General features: G+C 61.8%; 18 protein-coding genes and 2 pseudogenes. 11 read left to right on the top strand and 9 right to left on the bottom strand.

Going from position 1 to position 19,051, the window contains the following annotated elements:
* Positions 1 to 38 precede the first annotated feature (38 nt).
* The 3 genes from AC1D75_RS14175 to AC1D75_RS14165 all read right to left on the bottom strand — a co-directional run bounded on the left by AC1D75_RS14175 (position 39) and on the right by AC1D75_RS14165 (position 4,007).
* Complete coding sequence (locus AC1D75_RS14175; protein ID WP_495515812.1) at positions 39 to 1,616, bottom strand: alpha/beta fold hydrolase; 1,578 nt, start codon at positions 1,614 to 1,616, stop codon at positions 39 to 41.
* Between the two features lie 56 nt (positions 1,617 to 1,672).
* Entirely contained in the window at positions 1,673 to 2,383 is a 711-nt protein-coding gene (locus tag AC1D75_RS14170; protein ID WP_495515811.1) for a helix-turn-helix domain-containing protein, read from the bottom strand.
* Between the two features lie 388 nt (positions 2,384 to 2,771).
* Complete coding sequence (locus AC1D75_RS14165) at positions 2,772 to 4,007, bottom strand: hypothetical protein (RefSeq protein WP_495515810.1); 1,236 nt, start codon at positions 4,005 to 4,007, stop codon at positions 2,772 to 2,774.
* Positions 4,008 to 4,597: 590 nt separating this feature from the next.
* On the opposite strand from AC1D75_RS14165, the gene bla reads away from it, so the two are divergent.
* Entirely contained in the window at positions 4,598 to 5,524 is a 927-nt protein-coding gene (gene bla / locus AC1D75_RS14160) for a class A beta-lactamase (protein ID WP_495515809.1), read from the top strand.
* Here the strand turns inward: bla and AC1D75_RS14155 are convergent.
* Positions 5,517 to 5,807, bottom strand: a pseudogene (locus AC1D75_RS14155) (adenosine deaminase); the annotation flags it as partial. The gene bla and the pseudogene AC1D75_RS14155 overlap by 8 nt on opposite strands.
* A 92-nt stretch (positions 5,808 to 5,899) precedes the next feature.
* Between AC1D75_RS14155 and AC1D75_RS14150 the strand changes: the two are divergent.
* Positions 5,900 to 6,184 (top strand): ATP-dependent DNA ligase, encoded by a 285-nt coding sequence (locus tag AC1D75_RS14150; RefSeq protein WP_495515808.1) that lies wholly within the window; start codon positions 5,900 to 5,902, stop codon positions 6,182 to 6,184.
* 74 nt (positions 6,185 to 6,258) lie between these two features.
* On the opposite strand, the gene AC1D75_RS14145 is transcribed toward AC1D75_RS14150, so the two are convergent.
* Positions 6,259 to 7,122 carry a helix-turn-helix transcriptional regulator gene (locus AC1D75_RS14145; RefSeq protein ID WP_495515807.1) on the bottom strand — a complete coding sequence of 288 codons (864 nt, stop codon included), beginning with the start codon at positions 7,120 to 7,122 and terminating at the stop codon, positions 6,259 to 6,261.
* 95 nt (positions 7,123 to 7,217) lie between these two features.
* Between AC1D75_RS14145 and AC1D75_RS14140 the strand changes: the two are divergent.
* Positions 7,218 to 8,050: pseudogene (locus AC1D75_RS14140) on the top strand (NAD(P)H-dependent oxidoreductase).
* 417 nt (positions 8,051 to 8,467) lie between these two features.
* Here AC1D75_RS14140 and AC1D75_RS14135 read toward each other — a convergent pair.
* Complete coding sequence (locus tag AC1D75_RS14135; RefSeq protein ID WP_495515806.1) at positions 8,468 to 8,614, bottom strand: hypothetical protein; 147 nt, start codon at positions 8,612 to 8,614, stop codon at positions 8,468 to 8,470.
* A 262-nt stretch (positions 8,615 to 8,876) separates the two neighbouring features.
* On the opposite strand from AC1D75_RS14135, the gene AC1D75_RS14130 reads away from it, so the two are divergent.
* The 7 genes from AC1D75_RS14130 to AC1D75_RS14100 all read left to right on the top strand — a co-directional run bounded on the left by AC1D75_RS14130 (position 8,877) and on the right by AC1D75_RS14100 (position 15,163).
* Positions 8,877 to 9,410 carry a hypothetical protein gene (locus AC1D75_RS14130; RefSeq protein ID WP_495515805.1) on the top strand — a complete coding sequence of 178 codons (534 nt, stop codon included), beginning with the start codon at positions 8,877 to 8,879 and terminating at the stop codon, positions 9,408 to 9,410.
* A gap of 786 nt (positions 9,411 to 10,196) precedes the next feature.
* Positions 10,197 to 10,856, top strand: a complete 660-nt coding sequence (locus tag AC1D75_RS14125; protein ID WP_495515804.1) for a hypothetical protein — start codon at positions 10,197 to 10,199, stop codon at positions 10,854 to 10,856.
* 738 nt (positions 10,857 to 11,594) lie between these two features.
* The gene (locus AC1D75_RS14120; RefSeq protein WP_495515803.1) at positions 11,595 to 11,966 is read left to right on the top strand and encodes a hypothetical protein; all 372 of its coding nucleotides are present in this window, start codon (positions 11,595 to 11,597) and stop codon (positions 11,964 to 11,966) included.
* Between the two features lie 357 nt (positions 11,967 to 12,323).
* Complete coding sequence (locus tag AC1D75_RS14115; protein WP_495515802.1) at positions 12,324 to 12,947, top strand: hypothetical protein; 624 nt, start codon at positions 12,324 to 12,326, stop codon at positions 12,945 to 12,947.
* A 76-nt stretch (positions 12,948 to 13,023) separates the two neighbouring features.
* Complete coding sequence (locus AC1D75_RS14110) at positions 13,024 to 14,007, top strand: SMI1/KNR4 family protein (RefSeq protein WP_495515801.1); 984 nt, start codon at positions 13,024 to 13,026, stop codon at positions 14,005 to 14,007.
* Positions 14,008 to 14,319: 312 nt separating this feature from the next.
* Entirely contained in the window at positions 14,320 to 14,961 is a 642-nt protein-coding gene (locus tag AC1D75_RS14105) for a DUF6461 domain-containing protein (protein WP_495515800.1), read from the top strand.
* A 76-nt stretch (positions 14,962 to 15,037) separates the two neighbouring features.
* Positions 15,038 to 15,163 (top strand): hypothetical protein, encoded by a 126-nt coding sequence (locus AC1D75_RS14100; RefSeq protein WP_495515799.1) that lies wholly within the window; start codon positions 15,038 to 15,040, stop codon positions 15,161 to 15,163.
* A gap of 55 nt (positions 15,164 to 15,218) precedes the next feature.
* On the opposite strand, the gene AC1D75_RS14095 is transcribed toward AC1D75_RS14100, so the two are convergent.
* On the bottom strand, positions 15,219 to 15,842 hold the full coding sequence (locus AC1D75_RS14095) for a maleylpyruvate isomerase family mycothiol-dependent enzyme (RefSeq protein ID WP_495515798.1): 624 nt from the start codon (positions 15,840 to 15,842) through the stop codon (positions 15,219 to 15,221).
* 151 nt (positions 15,843 to 15,993) lie between these two features.
* On the bottom strand, positions 15,994 to 16,926 hold the full coding sequence (locus AC1D75_RS14090) for an alpha/beta hydrolase (protein ID WP_495515797.1): 933 nt from the start codon (positions 16,924 to 16,926) through the stop codon (positions 15,994 to 15,996).
* Between the two features lie 76 nt (positions 16,927 to 17,002).
* Here AC1D75_RS14090 and AC1D75_RS14085 point away from each other — a divergent pair, with 76 nt between their 5' ends.
* Complete coding sequence (locus AC1D75_RS14085) at positions 17,003 to 17,533, top strand: TetR family transcriptional regulator (protein WP_495515796.1); 531 nt, start codon at positions 17,003 to 17,005, stop codon at positions 17,531 to 17,533.
* A gap of 289 nt (positions 17,534 to 17,822) precedes the next feature.
* On the opposite strand, the gene AC1D75_RS14080 is transcribed toward AC1D75_RS14085, so the two are convergent.
* The gene (locus AC1D75_RS14080) at positions 17,823 to 18,599 is read right to left on the bottom strand and encodes an SDR family NAD(P)-dependent oxidoreductase (protein ID WP_495515795.1); all 777 of its coding nucleotides are present in this window, start codon (positions 18,597 to 18,599) and stop codon (positions 17,823 to 17,825) included.
* Between the last annotated feature and the right edge of the window lie 452 nt (positions 18,600 to 19,051).

The raw sequence follows: 19,051 nt of genomic DNA, 5'->3' as shown, positions 1-19,051 counted from the left end.
GCGGTCGCGGCGCCGGCCGAATCGTGTGACGCGGGGCGTCACAGACTGCACTTTGCCTGCTCTGGAGGCGACTTGAGGTCAACGAGATAGTCGGCGACAATGCCGTCGACACACTCGTTGGTTCCGTCGACAGCGATGGTGTGCTGCTCACCGTCGACGGTGAGCAGGCTGCCGCCCAGGGTGTCGGCAAGGCTCACGCCGCCGTCGTAGGGCGTGCTCGGATCACCGGTGATCGAGATGGTGAGCGTGTCGGGTAGTCCACTGATACCGGTGGCGTAGGGGTAGTCCAGATCTGGTTCAGCGGGCCACGATTCGCAAGCATCACGCGCCCCGTCGGCGCCGAGTCCGGCATCGGTGAACGGCGCCACCTCCTGGATTCTGCGTTTGAGTTCGACTTCCTGTTCCGGCGTGTGGCGCTGCTCGTCCATACAGTTGATCGCGAAGTTTGCTTCGGAAGAATTGGGGTAAACGCCATCCTCTCCGCGTCCGCCGAACACGTCGCTGATCTGCAGCAGCGTCTCCGGTGATCCGTCGCGCAGTTCACCGATTCCCTTGGTGATGACCGGCCACACCCTGGAGTCGAACAGGCCCGCGGTCACCGCGCCGTAGGCGGCGTCGAAATCCATCCGTCGGCCGTCGGCCGTTACAATCGGATTCTCGATCAGTGGGCGCGCGATGCTGTGGAAGACCTCGACGGCTCGGCTCGGGTCGGTTCCGAGCGCACAATCCGGCGTCGACGCGCAGTCGACTGCCATGTCGTCAAAAGCTTTTTGGAACTGCTCAAATTGCGCCACTCGGCGTTCGGCCGTGCCCAGATGCGGGTCGATGCCGCCGTCAAGCACCATCGCCCTGACGTTGGCCGGGAACATCTCGGCGTACACCGCGCCCAGCCTGGTGCCGTAACTACGTCCTAGGAAGGTGAGCCGATCGTCACCGAGCACTGCGCGAAGGACGTCCATGTCGCGGGCAGCGTTGCGGGTTCCGACCGCAGAGAGGACGTCGTCTCCGCCGGACCGCTGCGAGCACTGTTCCACGATCGTCCGGGTGTCCGCTTCGGTCCAGGACCCGGATCCGGTCAACACTGTCGTAGTGCCCTGTCCCGCATCGATTTCCGCGTCCGTGAAGCATTCGATCGCAGGTGCGGACGCCGCGACCCCGCGAGGATCGAAACCGACCAGGTCAAATTTCTCCGTCACTCGGCTCTGGCTCAGCGACCCCGCTGCGAGCGCAGCCATGCCCATGCCCGCTCCCCCAGGGCCGCCGGGATTGAGTACCAGCGACCCGATGGGTTCACCCCTGGCGGGCGCCTTCAACAGCGCGATCGACGCCGTCTTCCCTTCTGGATCGCGATAGTCGAGTGGCACTGTCATACGTGCGCATTGCAACCGGGGATCGAGGGTGAACGTGCCCTGGTCAGTGGAGTTCGTCGCATATCCCTCGCACGCCTCGAAGGTCAGGGTCTGGTCGTAGAACTGTTGCAGCTCGGTCGACGGTGCCGGTTCGGGGCTTTGTGCGCCCGTGCCCGCTGAGCCGGAACTGCACGCGCCAAGAGCCACGCACATCGTCGACGCTATCGCCACCGTGACAGCCGCGAGCTTTCGTCGGGATTTGAACATGGGTGAGGAACTCCAATCAAGGGAGACAGGGTGATTCGTGCTGCGTCGGGTTGTCGTCAGTCGCGCAGGCCGAGACCCACACGGCGCAAAACGTCGAGCTGGGCAGGGTTGTACAGCTCGGACATCACATCCATGACGTCCTGCATCGTGCGTTGGCCGCCGGCGGTGAGTCCTGCGACCACGCCGGGGTGCTTGTCTGTCAGTGCCGCCACTTCCGGAATCATGCGGACAGCGAGGTCGGCCCGCGTCGATTCGTCGGCGTCGGTTGGCAGTTCGTCGAAGTCCTTACCGGTGGGCGTCGCGGGGGTTCGTAATATTTCGTTGTACGCGTCAAGAGCGGGCGGGCTGAGTACTCTGCTCAGGTAGGTCGCGAAAGCCCGGTCGGCATCGGTCAACTCACTGTTTCGATTCGCCAGGGCGATGTCCGGGGGCAGGTCTGGTCGGGCGGAATGCCGCAAGATCGAACTCAATTCCATCCGCGCCCGCTGCAACCGTTCGATCGTCGCTTCCAGTTCGGCGTCCAGCGCGCGGAGGGAGTGCTCGGGATGATTGATCTCGTCGCCCATGGCCGCGACCTGGGCCAGCGAGAATCCGAGGTCTGTCAGACGCTTGATCTGCAACACCCGGACGAGATGCGCGACACCGTACTGCTTGTACCCATTGGAGGCCCTAGCCGGCTGGTCGAGGACACCGATGTCGTGGTAGTGCCGGACTGCCTTCACCGTGGCCCCCGCGAGTCCGGCGAGTTCGCGAGTGCTCCATCCCATCGCCTCTCCTGTCCCTTGTGCCCGTCGCTCTGGAGACAATTCTGAACCGTGCCCTTGGGGCACAGTCAACCGCTCTGCGTTGAGGGAGCTGACGGAGGGGCACGGTGTCTGGTTCGTGTCGGCTGGCCACGCAATCGATCGGAATGCGATATCCCTACGGCCACAGCACGGTTCGCTGTCCGCGCGGCTCGAGGTCCAGGAGTTCTTCGCCGATCCGCCCTTTCGCCGCGGCCGCGATCTTCCCTTCGGCAGGCGCCTGGCCCCGGATCCACGGCCAGCAGAACCTCTAGGTGCCCGCCGTCGACGTGACCTGATGGGCGAAGTCCTGATGTCGATGAATCGGCGCCTCGGCCGTCCACGCCACCCTCGATGGACGCTGCACGGCACATCAGGAGACGGCGGCGGTGAGCTGAGCGACGATACCTGCAAGCAAGCCGGCCACTACCTGATGACTACTCAAGGTCATGCGCAGCCGGCCGCCATGGGTGAGGACTCCAAGGATCTGCTCACCGTCGACCTGGGTGCTCATCACTGGACCCCAAAACGACTGCGCCAAAGCAACTTTACCGCCTGCATCAGATATTCCGAGATTGGTGATCTCGATGTCGGCGCTCGTGGCGGCGAGCATGGCCTGCTCGGCGTCGTCGGCGTCGGCCAGGGCCAGCGAGGCCAGAGCAAGGACCGAATTACGACTTGCCTCCCGAGTGCGCGCCGCCGCTAGCTGGGCGGCAGCGGCGTTGGCAAGTTCCCAGAACTCCTGCGGTGACGGGCGAGTGAGAACGACGGAGGTCGCCGTGAAGCGAATAGCGACCTCGTCCTCGAGGCCTGCCGTGCGGCGAAGATCAATCGGCACGTTGATCCGGACGCTTTGCCGGTCCGACAGGTCGAACAGGGTCGACGCAGCGGCAGCGCACAGCATCGCTTGCACGGTGCAGGAACGAGAACGAGCACCCTGGCGGATCCGGCACACTGTCGCCTCGTCGAGTTCTGCATAGTCCACAGCAAGCGGCGTGTTCTCGTCGAACGGCCGTAGGGCCGCCCGAGCGGGGGGCTCAGGATGTTCGCTGCCTGCGGCCTCGTCCGGACCGGTCGGGGCGGGCTGCGTTTCCAGCTGCCGCATCAGGTCCTCCTGGGCACCCGGTATGTCCCGAGCACTTATGTCACGACCGCCCACAACGGCGAGCAAATCGTGCATCGCGCGCAGAGCCCCACGCCCGTCCGCGATCTGGTGGGAGAACGTCAGCACGATGGTCGTGCACCTCGGAGCTGGAGCGTCGGGCAGAAGAACTGCCCGCACCAGGGGGCCCGGTGACGGCGGGATGGGCACAGTCTGCTCGACAGCGGCCTGCTCGTGCCACGTCGAGTCGAGCGCGATGCGCAGCGCAACGGTGCCGTCGGCAGACCGGAACACCGGCCGATCTCCACTCCGGTCAATCATCGCGGCGAGCAACGGGTGCACCGTCTGCAGACGACGCAGCGCCACCTCGATCTCGTTCTCGGTCACGACACGACCACACTCGACGGCGAGCGAGAACTGCACGGGATTACGGTGCATGTACAGGTCGATGATGCGCTCGAACGCACCCAGCGGACGTAAGATGCGCCCTGATACAACAGTATTCATCGAATGATCCCTTCATCGGCGCTCGGCGCAAATCGGTTGCGCAAGAACATATTCATCGGTGACGACGAGACAGTCGCCCCGAGAGCGGCGGCGACGGGACCGTCACCGCCATCGAGCTCAGGACAGCTACAGGTGACATCCGCGTCCGACATGGCACCGCGGCCGAGAGAGCGCTGTGGCGGGCCGGTTGGTGACCGGCTGCGTCCAGTCAGCAGCGGCATCGCCGCTCGAGCCCACTGTGCGATGGAGCGCCTGTCCCGGCCGGCTCGGGAACTCCGAGGACGGACGACCGCAGCCGAAGTCAGAAAACGTGGGCGGGGTTTCATCGAATTCCCTTCCTCCGGTGGCATCGATCGCCGATGTTGTGGCGTCGAGAACGACTTATTTGCAGCGTATTTCACTTCGTGGTCCATTCCAGACCGTGCCCTAAGGGCAGGGTCAAGCCCATCCCCCGGTGCGTCACTCGATCCCCCGGCGGCCCGACAGCAGGATCGGCGCCGACGGGTATCGTCCGAACCATTGCGCCGACGAGCGAACGCTTGTTGTGCCGCTCTCGATGTCGAGCGTTCGGAAAGGAAACAGTCTCTGACATGCACTCCCTCACCCGTCCCATCACGGCCGTCGCCGCTGCAATCGCTCTGATGCTCACAGCCTGCGCCGAACCGCACGCCGATCGAGCATCCGCCCCCGCGCCGTCGGCTGCCCTCGAGAGCCGTACTGTCCCCGAGGACATCACGACCGACATCCGGAGTATCGAAAGGCGTTTCGACACGAGAGTCGGAGTCAGCCTGTTCGACACCGAGACCGGCAAGACGATCAGCTACCGCGGGTCAGAACGGTTCGGCTTCGCATCGACAGTCAAGGTGTTCGCCGCGGCTGAATTCCTACGTCGCACCTCGGCCGACGAACGAGATGAACTCGTGCGGTGGACCGAGTCCGACATCGAACGAGCAGGTTACTCGCCGGTCACCACCGAGACACTCGATACCGGACTGACGGCCGCCGAGCTCGCCGAAGCCGCCGTCCGAGACAGTGACAACACCGCCACGAACCTCATATTCGACCGCATTGGTGGCGCCTCAGGTCTCGACGCCGCCATGGAGAAGCTCGGGGACAACGTCACCGAAGTGGTCGACGTCGAACCAGACCTGAACACCATCGCACCCGGCTCGACCGCCAACACGACCACCCCGGAAGCGTTCACCAAGAACCTGGCCACTCTTGGACGAGCCGGCTCTCTAACCGAGAGCGACCGCGCGATTCTGCTCAACTGGATGAGCGGAAATGCCACCGGCGCTCCTCTCGTGCGCGCGGGTGCACCCGAGGGCTGGTCCGTCGCAGACAAATCCGGTGGAGCCGGGCCCATTCGCAACGATATCGCCATCGTCACACCACCAGGACGCGCACCGATCCTCCTCACCATTCTGACCGAAAACAACAACCCTGCAACACCATTCGACAATGTCGTGGTCAGCGACACCGCCGCGGCCGTGCTCGGGACGCTCGAGGTCAGCTGAGGTCGAGAAACGACGCCAGTTTCGAGTGCTCGGCAATGGTTCGGAGCTGTGCTTGTGTCAGTCCAACAGCAGTGACGGCGGCGTCGTATTCGCGCGACAGGCTCGTCCTGCTCGTTGCAGGATCATCGGTCGAGAGGGCGACGTGTACACCTGCGTCCAGCAGCGCTGGTAGTTGATGTTGACCGTAGCTCTGTGCCGCCGATGTGTGCACGTTGCTGGTCAGTGCCACTTCCAGAGGAATCTCTCGCGAAGCGAGAAGCTCCAGAACTTTTTCGCCTTCGGCACTACGGACCCCCGAGTTACACCCGGTGCTGCATGGTCGGCTCTGCGCTTTAGCTCAGTTTGCGGCGCGGACCCGCGGGGCACACTGGACCCATGCCCGCAGTTCCCTCCCCGATGCTCGCCACGCTGGGCAACCCACCATCAGGGGATGGCTGGGCATTCGAAATCAAATGGGATGGGCAACGCGCACTAGCCGAAAAACGTTCTGGAACAACACGATTGTTCAGCCTTAACGCGAACGATATCAGCGGTAGCTACCCGGAGTTGGTTACCGGAATCCCTGAAGCATTGGGAGTGCGGGCCGCGGTCCTCGATGTTCACGAGCTCGATTGCGTCTGCAATCGCTTGGCAGGCAAGCCCGGAAGTTCATGCACCTAGGTAAGACGTCGCCCCACGTTTTGGTGGCTATTCGACCTTGAGCGGGCAACCCTGCCAAACCCTGCCCCGGACTCCTAGTCATCGGCTGGTGTTGTCACGCACAATGACTGGACACCGCGGCCCTTCACGGTCACAGGTGTTTCCAGGCTTTCGAGTAGACGCAGGCCGTCTGCGGTGGGGCTCTCGGGGGTGGCGGTGAGCACGATCAGTTCCATTCCGGGCTGGTCGGGTAGCGCGAAGTTCTCTTGATGAAATTCCAGTAGTCCGACGAGCGGGTGCTGGTATGCCTTGCGTCCGTGTGTGCGGGCGCGTACGTCTGCGCGGGACCAGAGGCGGCGGAATCGTTCACTGCCGATCGCGAGTTCACCGATGAGCGAAGCCAATCGTGGGTCATCGGGGTATGTTCCGGCGGCCAGGCGCAGATGCCCGACGACGTCGAGGGTGCACGTGTCCCAGTCAGCGTAGAGGCCACGTTCGGCTTCGGCGAGGAAGATGTGGCGGGCGGTGTTCAGACCCGGTATCGGTGTCCCGTAGAGGAGGCGGGCGAGCTGGTTTGCGGCGAGCACGTCGAGGCGGTGATTCATGATCAGTGCGGGTGCGCTGGCGGCCAGATCGAGAACGCTGAGCAGTTCCGGTCGGAGCTGTCCGCTCGGTGTCTTGGCGGGCCGTCGACGTTGCCGGGCGAGGCGATGCAGGTGTCCGCGTTCGGTGTCGTCGAGTTCGAGGACGCGGGCGAGTGCGTCGAGGACCTGCTCGGAGGGCTGGGTCGCGCGGCCCTGCTCCAAGCGTACGTAGTAGTCAACGCTGACTCCGGATAGGTGTGCGACCTCTTCGCGGCGCAGCCCTTCGACCCGACGGCGACTGTCGGAGGGAATGCCGACGGCAGCCGGGTCGACCCGGGAACGCCGGGTCCGCAGGAAGCCCGCAAGATCGTCCATGCCCTCAGTATGGACTCGGTATTGCCTAGGTAGTGCGGATGAGGGTGGTCCTGCCGATACCAGGAAGTCCCATCCGTTGGTAAAAGCGCCCCTGAATGTCAGGCGCCGCGGCACCCAGAATCGAAGGCACCCGACACGAAGGAGTTTCCATGAAGACACTCATCATCTACGCCCACCCGGAGCCGACGTCGCTTAACAGCTCACTCAAGGACCTTGCGGTCTCGACGTTGGAGAGCGCTGGACACGAGGTACGGGTCAGCGACCTGTACGCAATGAACTGGAAGGCCGTCGTCGACGCCGAGGACTTCGGCCCCCACGCCTCGAGCCCGCTGCAGGTCGCCCGGAACTCGGGTGGGGCGTTTGACAACGGGACGCTCACACCGGATGTTCTTGCGGAGCAAGAGAAGTTGCTGTGGGCCGATACGATCATCTTCCAGTTCCCGCTGTGGTGGTACACGATGCCCGCGATTCTCAAGGCTGGGTAGATCGGGTATTCAGCTTCCACTTCGCATACGGCGTCGGCGAACACAGTGACACCAAATACGGCGAACGATTCGGTGAAGGCACTCTCGCAGGCAGGAGAGCATTGTTGTCGGTGACAACCGGCGGACCGGAGTCGCATTACACCGCACGCGGAATCAACGGTCCGATCGAAGACCTGCTGTTCCCGTTCCAGCACGGCATCCTCTATTACCCGGGAATCGAGGTGCTGCCACCGTTCGTGCTGTACGGCACGGACCGGATGAGCGACGAGGACTACCCGGACGTAGCGAAAGCATTCGAGCAGCGCTTGCTCACCTTGCATTCGACGGAGCCAATCGGGTTCCGGCGGCAGAACTTCGGTGACTACGAGATCCCCTCATTGCAACTGAAGGAGGGACTCGAGCCGGCGGGCCACACCGGGTTCGGGTTGCACGTACGCAGCTGAAAGCAGCTCCCGCTACCCAGTGGCGGGACACAGTTGCTCAGGGCAGCGGAGACTATTTCTCCACTCTGACAAGGACACCCGTTTGGATGCAGAAGCGCTGGGGGCATTGGACTCCTCGGCCTGAGGGCACAAGATCGTTCTAGCCTTGATGTAGATTCGGCGGTAGGTATCTTAAACCTTCTTCATATTGCCCAGGTTCGCTTCATCGGGCGAATGGCGCTCGATCGCGCAATCGTTGTAGCCGAAACCCAGTGCAGCGGTGAGTAGTTCAGGCGACCCTAGAATGCCGAGCGATGCAAGTTCGGAGCAAACTCGTAGGCGAATTCTGCCTGTGCCCCCGCCTCCACGTTGCCATCGTTGTCCCCTTGACAACTACCCTCGACGGCACCGAATACACCTGGGCCAGACCAACACGTTCTACGAAGACGCCACCGTCACCGATGTCGACGGCACCTCGGTGACCTTGAGTCCGACCGGCGGCAACGATCGATGCACGCTCGTAGTGGCCAACGCCAGCTCCGACGACGCGGCAACTCCGATCGCCCGATGACCGCCGAAACGCACGACCAAACAGCATAAATGAATACGTCTGTCCGGCCTGCGCGCGCACCCTCACCAGCACATTCCCGGCTTGCAGGTGACGTAATATCCGCATTGGGTTGCTTGTTGTCGCACAACCCTTTTCATTAACAGTGACGATATGTAACGCGATCATGTCCGCGCTCACGCCCACAATCTTGGACGAGTCCCTTTTGCGCCAGCGTGTCACTGGAACGCCTCTGGGGCAAAACCGTCGAAGTGTCTGGCTCGTGACTACTCTGAGTTCATGAGTGCGAGCGGTTTCACAGCGGTCGAGATGTCGCCGCGATGGGCTCATGTGGTCTGGGGTCTGTCACTGGCGACTGCGGCCGTTGCCGGCGCGGTCTTGGGCGGCGAGCTGACCACCACCGTTGCCGGTGCCGCTATGGGAGCTTTCATGGCGCTGCCTGCCGGGGCTCTCGCTGCGTTGACCCTGTGGTCTCTTGGATCAGTGTCACTACGAGCTTTCGCGCCGGATCTGCCCAGCTGGCGCCGACGAACTCAAGTGCTCAGGACCGTATTCGGGGTGCTGGCCGGCGGTCTCATCGGGCTGGAAATCGCGATCGCCTTTGCCGTCCTGGGCGGTGCAACGCGGGAATCCATCGTGTGGGTCGCGGTACCGACAGTCACAGTTGTTGCCGCAGGGATCCTCTACCCACCGAGACCAAACCCCGCCCCCTGCAAGCAAAAGAGAAGTCCACAACCGACATACTATCTATCATCAGCGAAACAGTTTGCCCGCAACGCATTCCGCCACAAGCGACAAGAGGCGCCGAAGTAGTCGAGCGCGATGGCGACATACTATCGCGGCGACTCTGTATCGAGCCAGGTCTCGCTATCATGGTGAAATGCACGGGGTTCCGGTATGACTAAGCCATGACCCGGCATCGCGTGTTCGCGCTCACCCGTATCGTTGGCCATAGTGCGTGGTGGGTTTTCGTAGTGGTGACTCTTTTCGCGGGCGGTATCACGTGGACCGGTGCCAGTAGCCATCTCGGCGCCAGCTCTTTCTCCGGGTGGTCGGGGAATTGGGCTGCCTACCGCCCGATCCCGACGTCACCGGTGGCAATCGCGAACTTCACGGGCTCGTCGTCGTACGACGACCCATGGACCGAGCTTGAGCTATGGTCCGTGATTGCCATTGCAGTGGTGCTCATCGCTGCGCTTATCGAGGCAGTATCGGCACGTCAAGTATTGCGGGGGACGGTAACAATTGCGGCCCCGTGTGTGGCATTTGGGCTGTTGTTGTTAGGTACTCCCGGTGTCCTCGACAACCTTCATCTCGGCACTTCCCAAACCCTGGGTGTGGTGCTAGTCGCCGTCGCGGTACGCGAGGTATGGGCCCGCGGTTTCGCGCCCCGGCCGCCAGTCCCACAAGAGAAAACGGTTCTGGCCGAACCAATAACGGATGACAACGGGCACGGGTAGAGGTACGGTCGATCGCGTGACGTGCTCGGATCCTCAATTCACAGTGGTCGGTACATCTAACTCCGCCAGCCAATTGCGCCGGTAACATTCTTCGATGACGCATACTAGCGGTAACGGGAATACTCAACGCAGAGTCCAGTTGGGTTACATCGACGATGTGCCCGAGTCCCTTCTTGATCCGGCTGTGCCGGGATCAGATTTGGATGATCTGCTGTCCTACGCAGACAAGGACTTTCCGCCCAGCAAAAACACGGCGACGCTTCCCGCGAGCGGCTGGCGGATGATCAGCAGCACGACGTCCGGGCCTTCCCTAACAGAGAATCAGGCATGGGTCGCGTCAGGAGCGGATGGGTCCTGGCACCAGCTGAATTTGGTCACGTTAAGACGTGATGGATCCAAACGTATTCAAACCGCGCCTTATACACTCCGGGCGTTCCCCTGTAGGTCATTTCGTCGGAAACCGCTCCACCTCGACTGGGTCGACCACAACACCACACTGACAACGACTGACCTACAGGATCATCAGTTCGAGCTCAAGCTCACGAACACAGGTTCCATCACCTGGGTCAATGAAGCAGACGACAAAAGCACCCTAGATCTTCGTTATCCCGAAAGGAGCCCCGGATTCACACAGTTGGTCGTCGGCATCGACCTGCCCAATATTCCGGCGTCCCAGTCGGTGATTCTCAAGGGCCGACTCGTCGAGACCCCACCGGTGGGTACCTACAAAGTGACCGCGGAACTCGTCGATCTCCAACTGTCAACCGATTCAACAGCCGTCGTCACGGTGACCCCATGACCTTCGAAACCCATGCGCGAATTACTACATGGTGATACTCACGCTCAGATGACAACGAGACGACCTGTGCGGATGATCCGCCGCCGCGGCAGAGAGCACAATGGGCCGCTTACCGCTTTCGTCGGCGTTTTATGTCGATGCGTCCACCCATGAGCACCGTTGAACTCTGGGACGCGGGCTCAAAGCATGGCGGCGGCAGCAGTCGCCTTTCGGGCTTGCCGCCTGACTGTCGCTGCTCCGAGTCTGAGGATTTCGGACCATCCGAATGTCACCCGCTTGGTGAGGATCGCCGCCACCAGAGCGATCGGCTGTCACTTCTTGGGCGACCACGCAGCGACGGCGGGTGGGAAGGATCGCCCCTCATGAGATCGAACGCCACGTCCAGTGACTACGCATGGCTCGTGATCGCCGTAGTCCTCGGGACGGGATTCGCACTGTGGTGGTGGCGACGCATCAAGAACGCCGCACGACGCTAGCGGTGCTCGGCTTTTTTCGCGTCATCGACCCCGGTAGAGCTTGCGGGCTGCACGAACGCCAGCGCAATCATCGCCCCCCCGTCTCGGTCGGTGACGAGACTCCTACAATACGAATTCGAGCACCGTGGCGGCCTCACTCGGCGAACGAAAAGTCAATTGAGCAGCCACATTCTAGGTATCCTTCCTGATGAGGCCACCGCGTTCTATGCGCCGATTCCGGCGCCCTCAGTTCGCTTTTCGAAGTCGAAAAGGACTAGACCGCATGAATACCGACGATGCCGACGCCGCCATGATTCGACACACCGGACGAAGCAGATGGATCACGTTGGTGACGACTGCCACCCAAGTGGTCACCGGCCTAGTGGGCGGTTGGTTCTCGGGTTTGGCGGTTATGCTCGCGATGCTGCTCGGGGCTCGCATCGCTGGATTTCGGCATGCGACCGGGGACGTCGTGGGGATGGCCGGAATGGCCCTGTGGATGTTGGCAGCGGTCGCAGGTGCCGTGGTGGTCTACCAGTACCGCCGATCTTGGTCGCCTCTGGCCGCCGCGTTCGCACTGAGCACCACAGCTTTCGCCCTGTTCGCGATTCTTATCGCCGTCCCGTTTGCTGCTAGCCTGCGAGACCTCGACTGATAGGCAGTGCGGAGGAACAAACCAATTGTCCGGCCGCTAGTTTCGACCCGTATCAATCACTTCCACCACCGAACTCGATCAGCACGGCACGTAGTGCATTTTCGGGAGGTCGGCATCGACGGCGAGGGCAATCAGGTTCCCCTCGAGCCCGAACCTCGAGGATGGCGGCTAGTCGCCGCTGATGAGTAAGCCGACGCGTTCTGTTTCGACACATGTCATCGGCGTAACCGATTGCTAAATAATGTGTTTCGTCATGGCCTGCGGGCCGGTCAAACGATCGTAGAACGCGCGCGGAGCCGTCCATTCCAGTCACCCATATGCAACCAGTAACCGCTCCATCAATCTACGATACGTAGCGTGACCGATGACGATGACGAGGCCCGGTGGGTCACCGTTTTCTACGATGACGGGTCGGTTGAGACGGTGGAGCGGCCCGGTTATGCCGAATCGGTCCGGCAAAAAGAGTGGGAGGCCTGGGGTGGTGGACCACCGATCCCGGAGGTGGCCTCCTACAACGCAGGCCACGAACTGACGCGACACGCACGTGATGTGGTCGTCGGCATCCTCGCGACCGACGACGCCACTGCACGCCGGGTCGCGGTGTGGTGTGCCCGCAGCGCCTGCGAGTATGCGGGACTAGCACAACGACCGTGGGTAGCGTCGGCACTAGATGATCTCGCCGAGGGACGGCCGGCGGCCGACCCGTTCATAGACCCGATCGACGCATTCACGCGGCTGCAGATCGAGCTCGAGCTCGGATACGCCGGTAGTGACGGTCCACGACTAAGCGTGGGTTCGGCATACACTGCGATTCCTGCCGTACTCGGTGCCCGCCATCCTGATGGCCGGCGTGCGGCGATGGAAGCGTTAAGCCACGCCCACTTCGCCTTCGGCCCCCGGCACTCGTCCGAGCTCTATAGCCGTCTTCGTCTCGCCTTTCCCACCCTTCCCCGCAGCGACAACAACGACGATCCGCAGTGACCTACCCCTCTCAACCTCGCCGCCGGTGGCACGGCCCGCGGTCGACTCGGTCCATTTACGTTCGTAGGGAGCCGAATTGAGTGTCACCCAAGAATGGAACAAACTGATGTCGACCCTGGAGACGGTGTCCGACAGAGCCTTGATATTCCTTCCGCCCGCGTCCGCGACAGAGATCGCGGCCGCCGAAGCCGCAACAGATACCGAATGGCCCCAGCAGCTCCGTGAGTTCTACACACTGCACAACGGTCAAGACCCAAACGACCGGAAACGTTTTCACGGCGAGATGCTTCCGCAGTCCTGGTTTTTCAGCGTTGACTACGTCGTCGAGCAGTATCAAATGATGGTCGAGCACGGTCGTTGGGAACTTGAGAACGACCAGTGGCTACGTGACCATGCCCGAAACTCCGAAGCGGGGTCGACAGCATTCTGTTTCTTGCCGTCCTACATCCCCATCGGCGGATTGGACTCCTACTACTACTTCATCGACACCCGGCCCGGGCCACACTCCGGATGCATCCGGCACTGGACGCGAGACGATGGCGACAACGGCAGCGAACCCATCTGGGACTCCATCACAGACATGCTCGCCGCGGTCCGCGTGAGCGTCCTGACCGACGCACCGCTGTTCGAGCCGTGGCGTCCGTGGTTCATCCACGACCCAGACGACCCCGATCACGGCGCCCTGACCTGGGAAACGACATTTAGCACCGACCTCGCTGACGCACCTGCACCAGTCCCGGACCCGATTCCGCTGCACCTTCCATTCCCGCTACTTGACTTCCTCCCGTCCGAAGTCGGACCCGACGATGACTGCGTCGACCTCGAATCAGTCCGACAGTCGGTTCTCGCCGTTGCCCGTCGCCTGCACCCTGACGCCGTCATCGAGGGCGGCTACACGGTGTACCACCGACTCCCTCGTCGGCAAGGAGTCACCGCCAACTCGATGACTTACATCGACGGGGAGCTCACGGCGTATCTCACCATCGTTACCGGTATCGGCAACCGCGTTCTAGTACACGAACACCCGCCGGGAGGGTTCACCTTCAGCACCTCGCACTAGAAGCGCTACCCCACTTCAGATCAACCCGCAGTGGTCAAATCTGACGTAATATGATTATCGGTGTACTCGTCTGTCCCGTAACGTGTTTCGTCACCAGAGACAAAATTCCACCGGGTCACGTACACCTGACCCATGCCACCCGTTCAGGTGCTCGACCGTGGACTTGGACCTGTGTCGTCGCTGCCAACCGACGCTTACACAGCGCGACGAAGGATTGGCGCTCTACAGTTCCTCCATGTCGGATTCTAGGAATGAGTTTGATCGACTCAGCGCGGCCCAACCCGGTAACACCACCAGGGTGAGGTTGTTCCCATGAATGATTACCGCGATTACCTATGGACTGAAGACTGGGCGTTTTTCACGTCAGACGGTTATTGTCTAGCCCTTGTCGGCAACAGCACGCCCGATGATGTGCTCTCAAAACTCAGCGCCCTCGACGACCGCCTGACTGTCACGGGCGCGCGCGACGCATTCATCGCAGGCTACGACCTTGGCGAGCGCCACGGTGTCGACGGAGATGGTCGGCAACTCGCCGCGGTTGCCGACGCCGGCAACGGCTGGACGATCATGATTCAAGCACCCGGTTATCTTGGCGTCTCAGAGATCTCGATGGGTCGCATCATTATTGACCACGAAGTTGTCGCGCACGGCGCGGACAGATTCGTTTGGTGGTCTGGAGGAGTTCCGCGTATTTCATTCGAACCACTGCTCCCCCAGAGTGATCTGCTGGGTGTTCTCGCGGACCGTCAGCCCGAAGAGTCCCGGACTTACATTGTTGGACTGATTGACGAGGTAGGCGGCATCGACCTCACCCAAACTCCTGGCCGCGTATTCCACCATGTCGCAGGATCCTTCGCACTCGCAGAACGCCTCACGGGGGTACGCATCACGCCAGAACTGTTGACGCGCTCCACGTTCACAGTCGCCGTCGCACCTCATGACGCCTCAAACTGAGCTACAGCTATCTGAAGGCGTTCCCGCCCATGATGTGCAACGGATTGTTCATAGTGTCCCCGACAGGGTCCCCGCAGTGAAGGCATTGCGCGAGTCCAATCCCGGCCTGACCCTCAAAGACGCGGTCGATCTCGTCGATGCCGCCCGCGACACCATGCGCCCCAGGGCAGGGCCCAGCGTCGGAGACTCCCCCACGCTTTAGTTCATGCTTACGTAAATCTACGTTATCTTCGTAACCCCTCGCAGAACAATCCATTTCATACTGAATACACCAATAACGGAACGCCGGCGCCACTCAGCTCTCCCCGGACATGAGAGACACGCCCAGTCATCGCCAGCAGCAATGCCTCGCCAGATCCCCGAATCTCCAGACCACCTCCAGCAATCCAGTCAAGATCAGTGGCGACCAACCGAAAACCACGTGTACGACGGGCCCCGCCGATGACCGGGCTGACCCGGGCATAGTTCAACGAGGCACGCAATCGTTCCTCCGGAATATCACGCAGATTCCCGAGTGATCGGCGGATGTCCTGCTGATGAATCAAGCATTCAACCAACGCCACGCGCGCACCATAAAGCGCACCCACCCCGGATGGCTCAATAGCTCGCCACATCAGCTCCACAAGCTGCGCGGACTCAGCCTCAGCATACTCGCGCAGTCCCGCGACGTTGACTCGATCAATATTGCCTCGTGCTCGGAACATATTGATTGACAAGCGAACCCGGCTCTGGCCGAGATAGGCGATCGTATGAGCCACCACATCCCGAACAGTCCACCCCTCACACAGACTGCGCTCAGTCCACTGCTCTGGCGTCAACTCTGCCAACATCTCCGCAAAATCCTCCCGCTCCAACCGGGCAAGTTCGCGAACACTAAGCATCGACCGAGTATCCACGCACCATCCCCCTGACCGACAGGAGCCAGGTCACACCGCCCTTGGGGCCAGAAATGCTTGACGTAGCCACCCGCCAGTGATTCGGCCCGGGAATCAAGAGATGCACCGAAGGGCAGGTCGGCAACGCCTATACCCCTCACGCCTGTCGAGAGCTGACGGGCACGGTCTCAACCAGAAACTTAAGTTGGTCGGTGACCACGCCAGGAAAGGCGGGATCGACGTAGGGATCGAAGTGGCCGCATTCATAACGCAGCAGCGTCGACTCGGGGATGGCGCGGGCGGCCTTCACTGCCGCCGTGGCCGGCGCGATATTGTCCGACAATGCCACCTGGATCAGCACCGGACAGCTGATCTTTCGGGCAGTTCGAGCAGGAGAGTAAAGCCCGATCTTCACCAGGATCCGCGCGGCCACGGTCTCCGGGTAATCCCCACGCCGAATGCTCGATTCGGCAATGAGCCGCTCGAACGCGGCCATCGCGCCCGGGGCAGCGAGGGCTGCTACGGCATTTTCGGGCCCGACCGCCGCGACGTATCGAGGCGGTCGCCGAAGGAAGGATCCGACGAGGTCGGCCAGACCTACCGGCGCCAGTCGCAGCACTTGCCGCAGACCCGTGGCGCGCACCGCCGCCGGCCCACTGACGTGGGGAACCTGAGCGATGACCGCCGCCAATCGCTCACCATGGCCGGCCAACGTCAACACATGACCTCCGGCAAACGATGTTCCCCAGGCAACGACACGTTCGGCATCGGCGAACTGCAGAGAACGGGCAAACCTGATGGCGGCTCGCCAGTCGTCGAGTTGCGCTCGGACATCAAGCAATTGGCGTGGCTCACCCTCGCTGTCGCCGAAATAGCGGTAGTCGAACAAGACCACGGCGTATCCCGCGGTCGCGAAATGTTCCGCGTAGGCCGGTAACCGAATCCCCCGCGTCGCGGCGAAGCCATGAGCCATGACGACCACCGGCACCGGGCCCAGCGGTGCGCTCGGTCGATACACCGTCGCGGCGCACCTGACCCCGTCGCTCGAGAAGAACTCTTCAGCCTGGGTGTACTGGTTGCCGCTCGACACGGTCGCCCCCTGTTTTCTTGATTGGTATTCAAGGAATCTAGCGTCTTCTTGAACGCCGATCAAGTAAAGTGGTGTTATGCCCGCCAATCGTCGTCCACGAGCACGGGCAGAAAAGCGGGACGAGATCGTCACCTCCGCTCGCCGACTCTTTGTCGAGAACGGCTACGACGACACGGCGCTGAGCAAGATCGCCGCCGATGCCGGGGTCACCGCGAACACCGTCTACTGGTACTTCCCCGACAAGGACCACCTACTGGTGGCCGTCCTGGAAGAACTGCTCATCGAGGCATTGGCGCGCTACGAACCGATGGCACAGCGTCCGCTGGCGGACAAGATCATGTTCGTGGTCGAAGAGTTGTCCGCAATGCGCACCCTTGTCGACACCGTCCATTCGCGGCGCGCCGCCTCGCCAGTAATAGATCGATGGCACAGCAACTTCCACTCGATGGCCGACGCACTCACCCGCGCCGATCTCCCGCCCGATGATGCGCAACCGGCGAGCCACATCATCGCGTTCGTGGTCGAAGGACTACTCACACATCCCGGCGACGAAGCAGAGCAACGGGCAATCATCGATCTACTCGTCGACCGCATCACCCAGCGCTGATCGCCAGGTTTGGTCCACCCTTCACTCGGGAAGCAACCGTTCCCTTCGGCCACCTGACATAATATATACCGTCGGCGTAAAACGTTGTGCCCCAATATGTTTAGCCCCCATGGACGGAATGCAACGGGAAACGCGGCCCGGCTGTCTCGGTCTTCACCGTCTGCCCGCATGTCGACGAGCATGACACGCAGGCAGGCTTGATGCCTCAGGTCACAGGTGGATCGGCCATGACGTCTAATGAGCCGCATATACGTCAGGTAGAGGGACCCGCGGCTATAAGGCGTTCGCGCTAGATCGCGCCGAGCGGTGTCGACATGGCGCCATCGAGTCTGATCGTCTGACCATTCAAGAATGGGGTTGAGATGATGGCATTCACGAGATTGCCGTAGTCCTCGCCGCGACCGAACCGCTTGGGGAAAGCAACGGCGCTCACGAGATGATCGAGGAGTTCTTCGGACGCACTCGCGAGTCGGGGTGTCCACATCGGACCAGGAGCGATGGCGCAGGCGCGAACAGCTACGTCAGCCAGATCACGCGCCATTGCCAGAGTCATTCCAACAATGCCGGACTTCGCAGCTGAGTAAGCGGTCTGGCGCGCTTGACCGTCGTAGGCCGCAGTTGAAGCGGTGTTGATGATCACGCCCCGCTCACCATTTTCGTCGAGTTCGTTCAAAGCGAACGCTGCGGCACTCAGCCGTGACATGTTGAACGGTCCAAAGAGATGCATGGCGATCATCTCTTGAAACATCAGCATGTCGTGGGGAACACCGTCGGCAGTGGTCGTACGGGGCATTCGCAAAGTAGCTCCAGCCGCGTTGACATTGACTGTGAATCTACCCTGCCCCTGCGCGATCTCGATCGCCGCCCGCACGTCGTCAGCGTTGTTATGGTCACCCGCCGCAGGCACAGCCCGCTCACCCAGACTCTCCGCAAAGTCCGTCGCACGCTGCTCATCCGGCTCGAAAACAACCACGCGGAACCCGCTTTCTATGAGGCGGCGCGATGCGCCGCCCCCGAGCCCCCCTGCCCCACCACTGACCAGAGCGGAATGTCCTTCAAACCTCACCGGGATCGACCTTTCGTTGATCGCCAGACGGTGACAAAAGCCGCCCGGAAATACGATTCTCTCTCAGAGAGAACTAGCATACCAAGCAGCTTTCAGCTGATCTGGTAACGCTCGACAGGAGCCAGCGCGTACCTCGATAAACGGTATCCAACCTTCACCGATGCGGGCCGGTCGGAACATCTGTCACGGTCACTCGTAATAGATGTTCCGACGTCACGACGGCGAGGTGACGGCCACTCTGCGCGTCCTCGCCGACCACGACCCGGTTACATCGGCCGGGTGGCGACAGCGACCATCGCACGGGGCCGCGGCTAGCAGACCGCCCCGGTATGCAGAGGGTATGCAGGCACCGTGAACACAGCCACGAATCATCAACACCAGCTAACGCCAATACCGCTCCCCCACTAAGCAATTCACAAAGTGTCAGCAACACCCAAATCCAGCAAACATCC

It is taken from the genome of Williamsia sp. Y712, from assembly GCF_059445525.1.
The sequence above is the reverse complement of the archived record's forward strand: the minus strand, read 5'-3'. Positions and strand labels throughout refer to the sequence as shown.

Coding starts and splice junctions, on each gene's coding strand:
- AC1D75_RS14120 (WP_495515803.1), top strand. CDS start 11,595: ATGAATACCGACGATGCCGACGCCGCCATGATTCGACACACCGGACGA.
- AC1D75_RS14105 (WP_495515800.1), top strand. CDS start 14,320: ATGAATGATTACCGCGATTACCTATGGACTGAAGACTGGGCGTTTTTC.
- AC1D75_RS14175 (WP_495515812.1), bottom strand. CDS start 1,616: ATGTTCAAATCCCGACGAAAGCTCGCGGCTGTCACGGTGGCGATAGCG.
- AC1D75_RS14085 (WP_495515796.1), top strand. CDS start 17,003: ATGCCCGCCAATCGTCGTCCACGAGCACGGGCAGAAAAGCGGGACGAG.
- AC1D75_RS14095 (WP_495515798.1), bottom strand. CDS start 15,842: ATGCTTAGTGTTCGCGAACTTGCCCGGTTGGAGCGGGAGGATTTTGCG.
- bla (WP_495515809.1), top strand. CDS start 4,598: ATGCACTCCCTCACCCGTCCCATCACGGCCGTCGCCGCTGCAATCGCT.
- AC1D75_RS14130 (WP_495515805.1), top strand. CDS start 8,877: ATGAGTGCGAGCGGTTTCACAGCGGTCGAGATGTCGCCGCGATGGGCT.
- AC1D75_RS14170 (WP_495515811.1), bottom strand. CDS start 2,383: ATGGGATGGAGCACTCGCGAACTCGCCGGACTCGCGGGGGCCACGGTG.
- AC1D75_RS14165 (WP_495515810.1), bottom strand. CDS start 4,007: ATGAATACTGTTGTATCAGGGCGCATCTTACGTCCGCTGGGTGCGTTC.
- AC1D75_RS14150 (WP_495515808.1), top strand. CDS start 5,900: ATGCCCGCAGTTCCCTCCCCGATGCTCGCCACGCTGGGCAACCCACCA.
- AC1D75_RS14145 (WP_495515807.1), bottom strand. CDS start 7,122: ATGGACGATCTTGCGGGCTTCCTGCGGACCCGGCGTTCCCGGGTCGAC.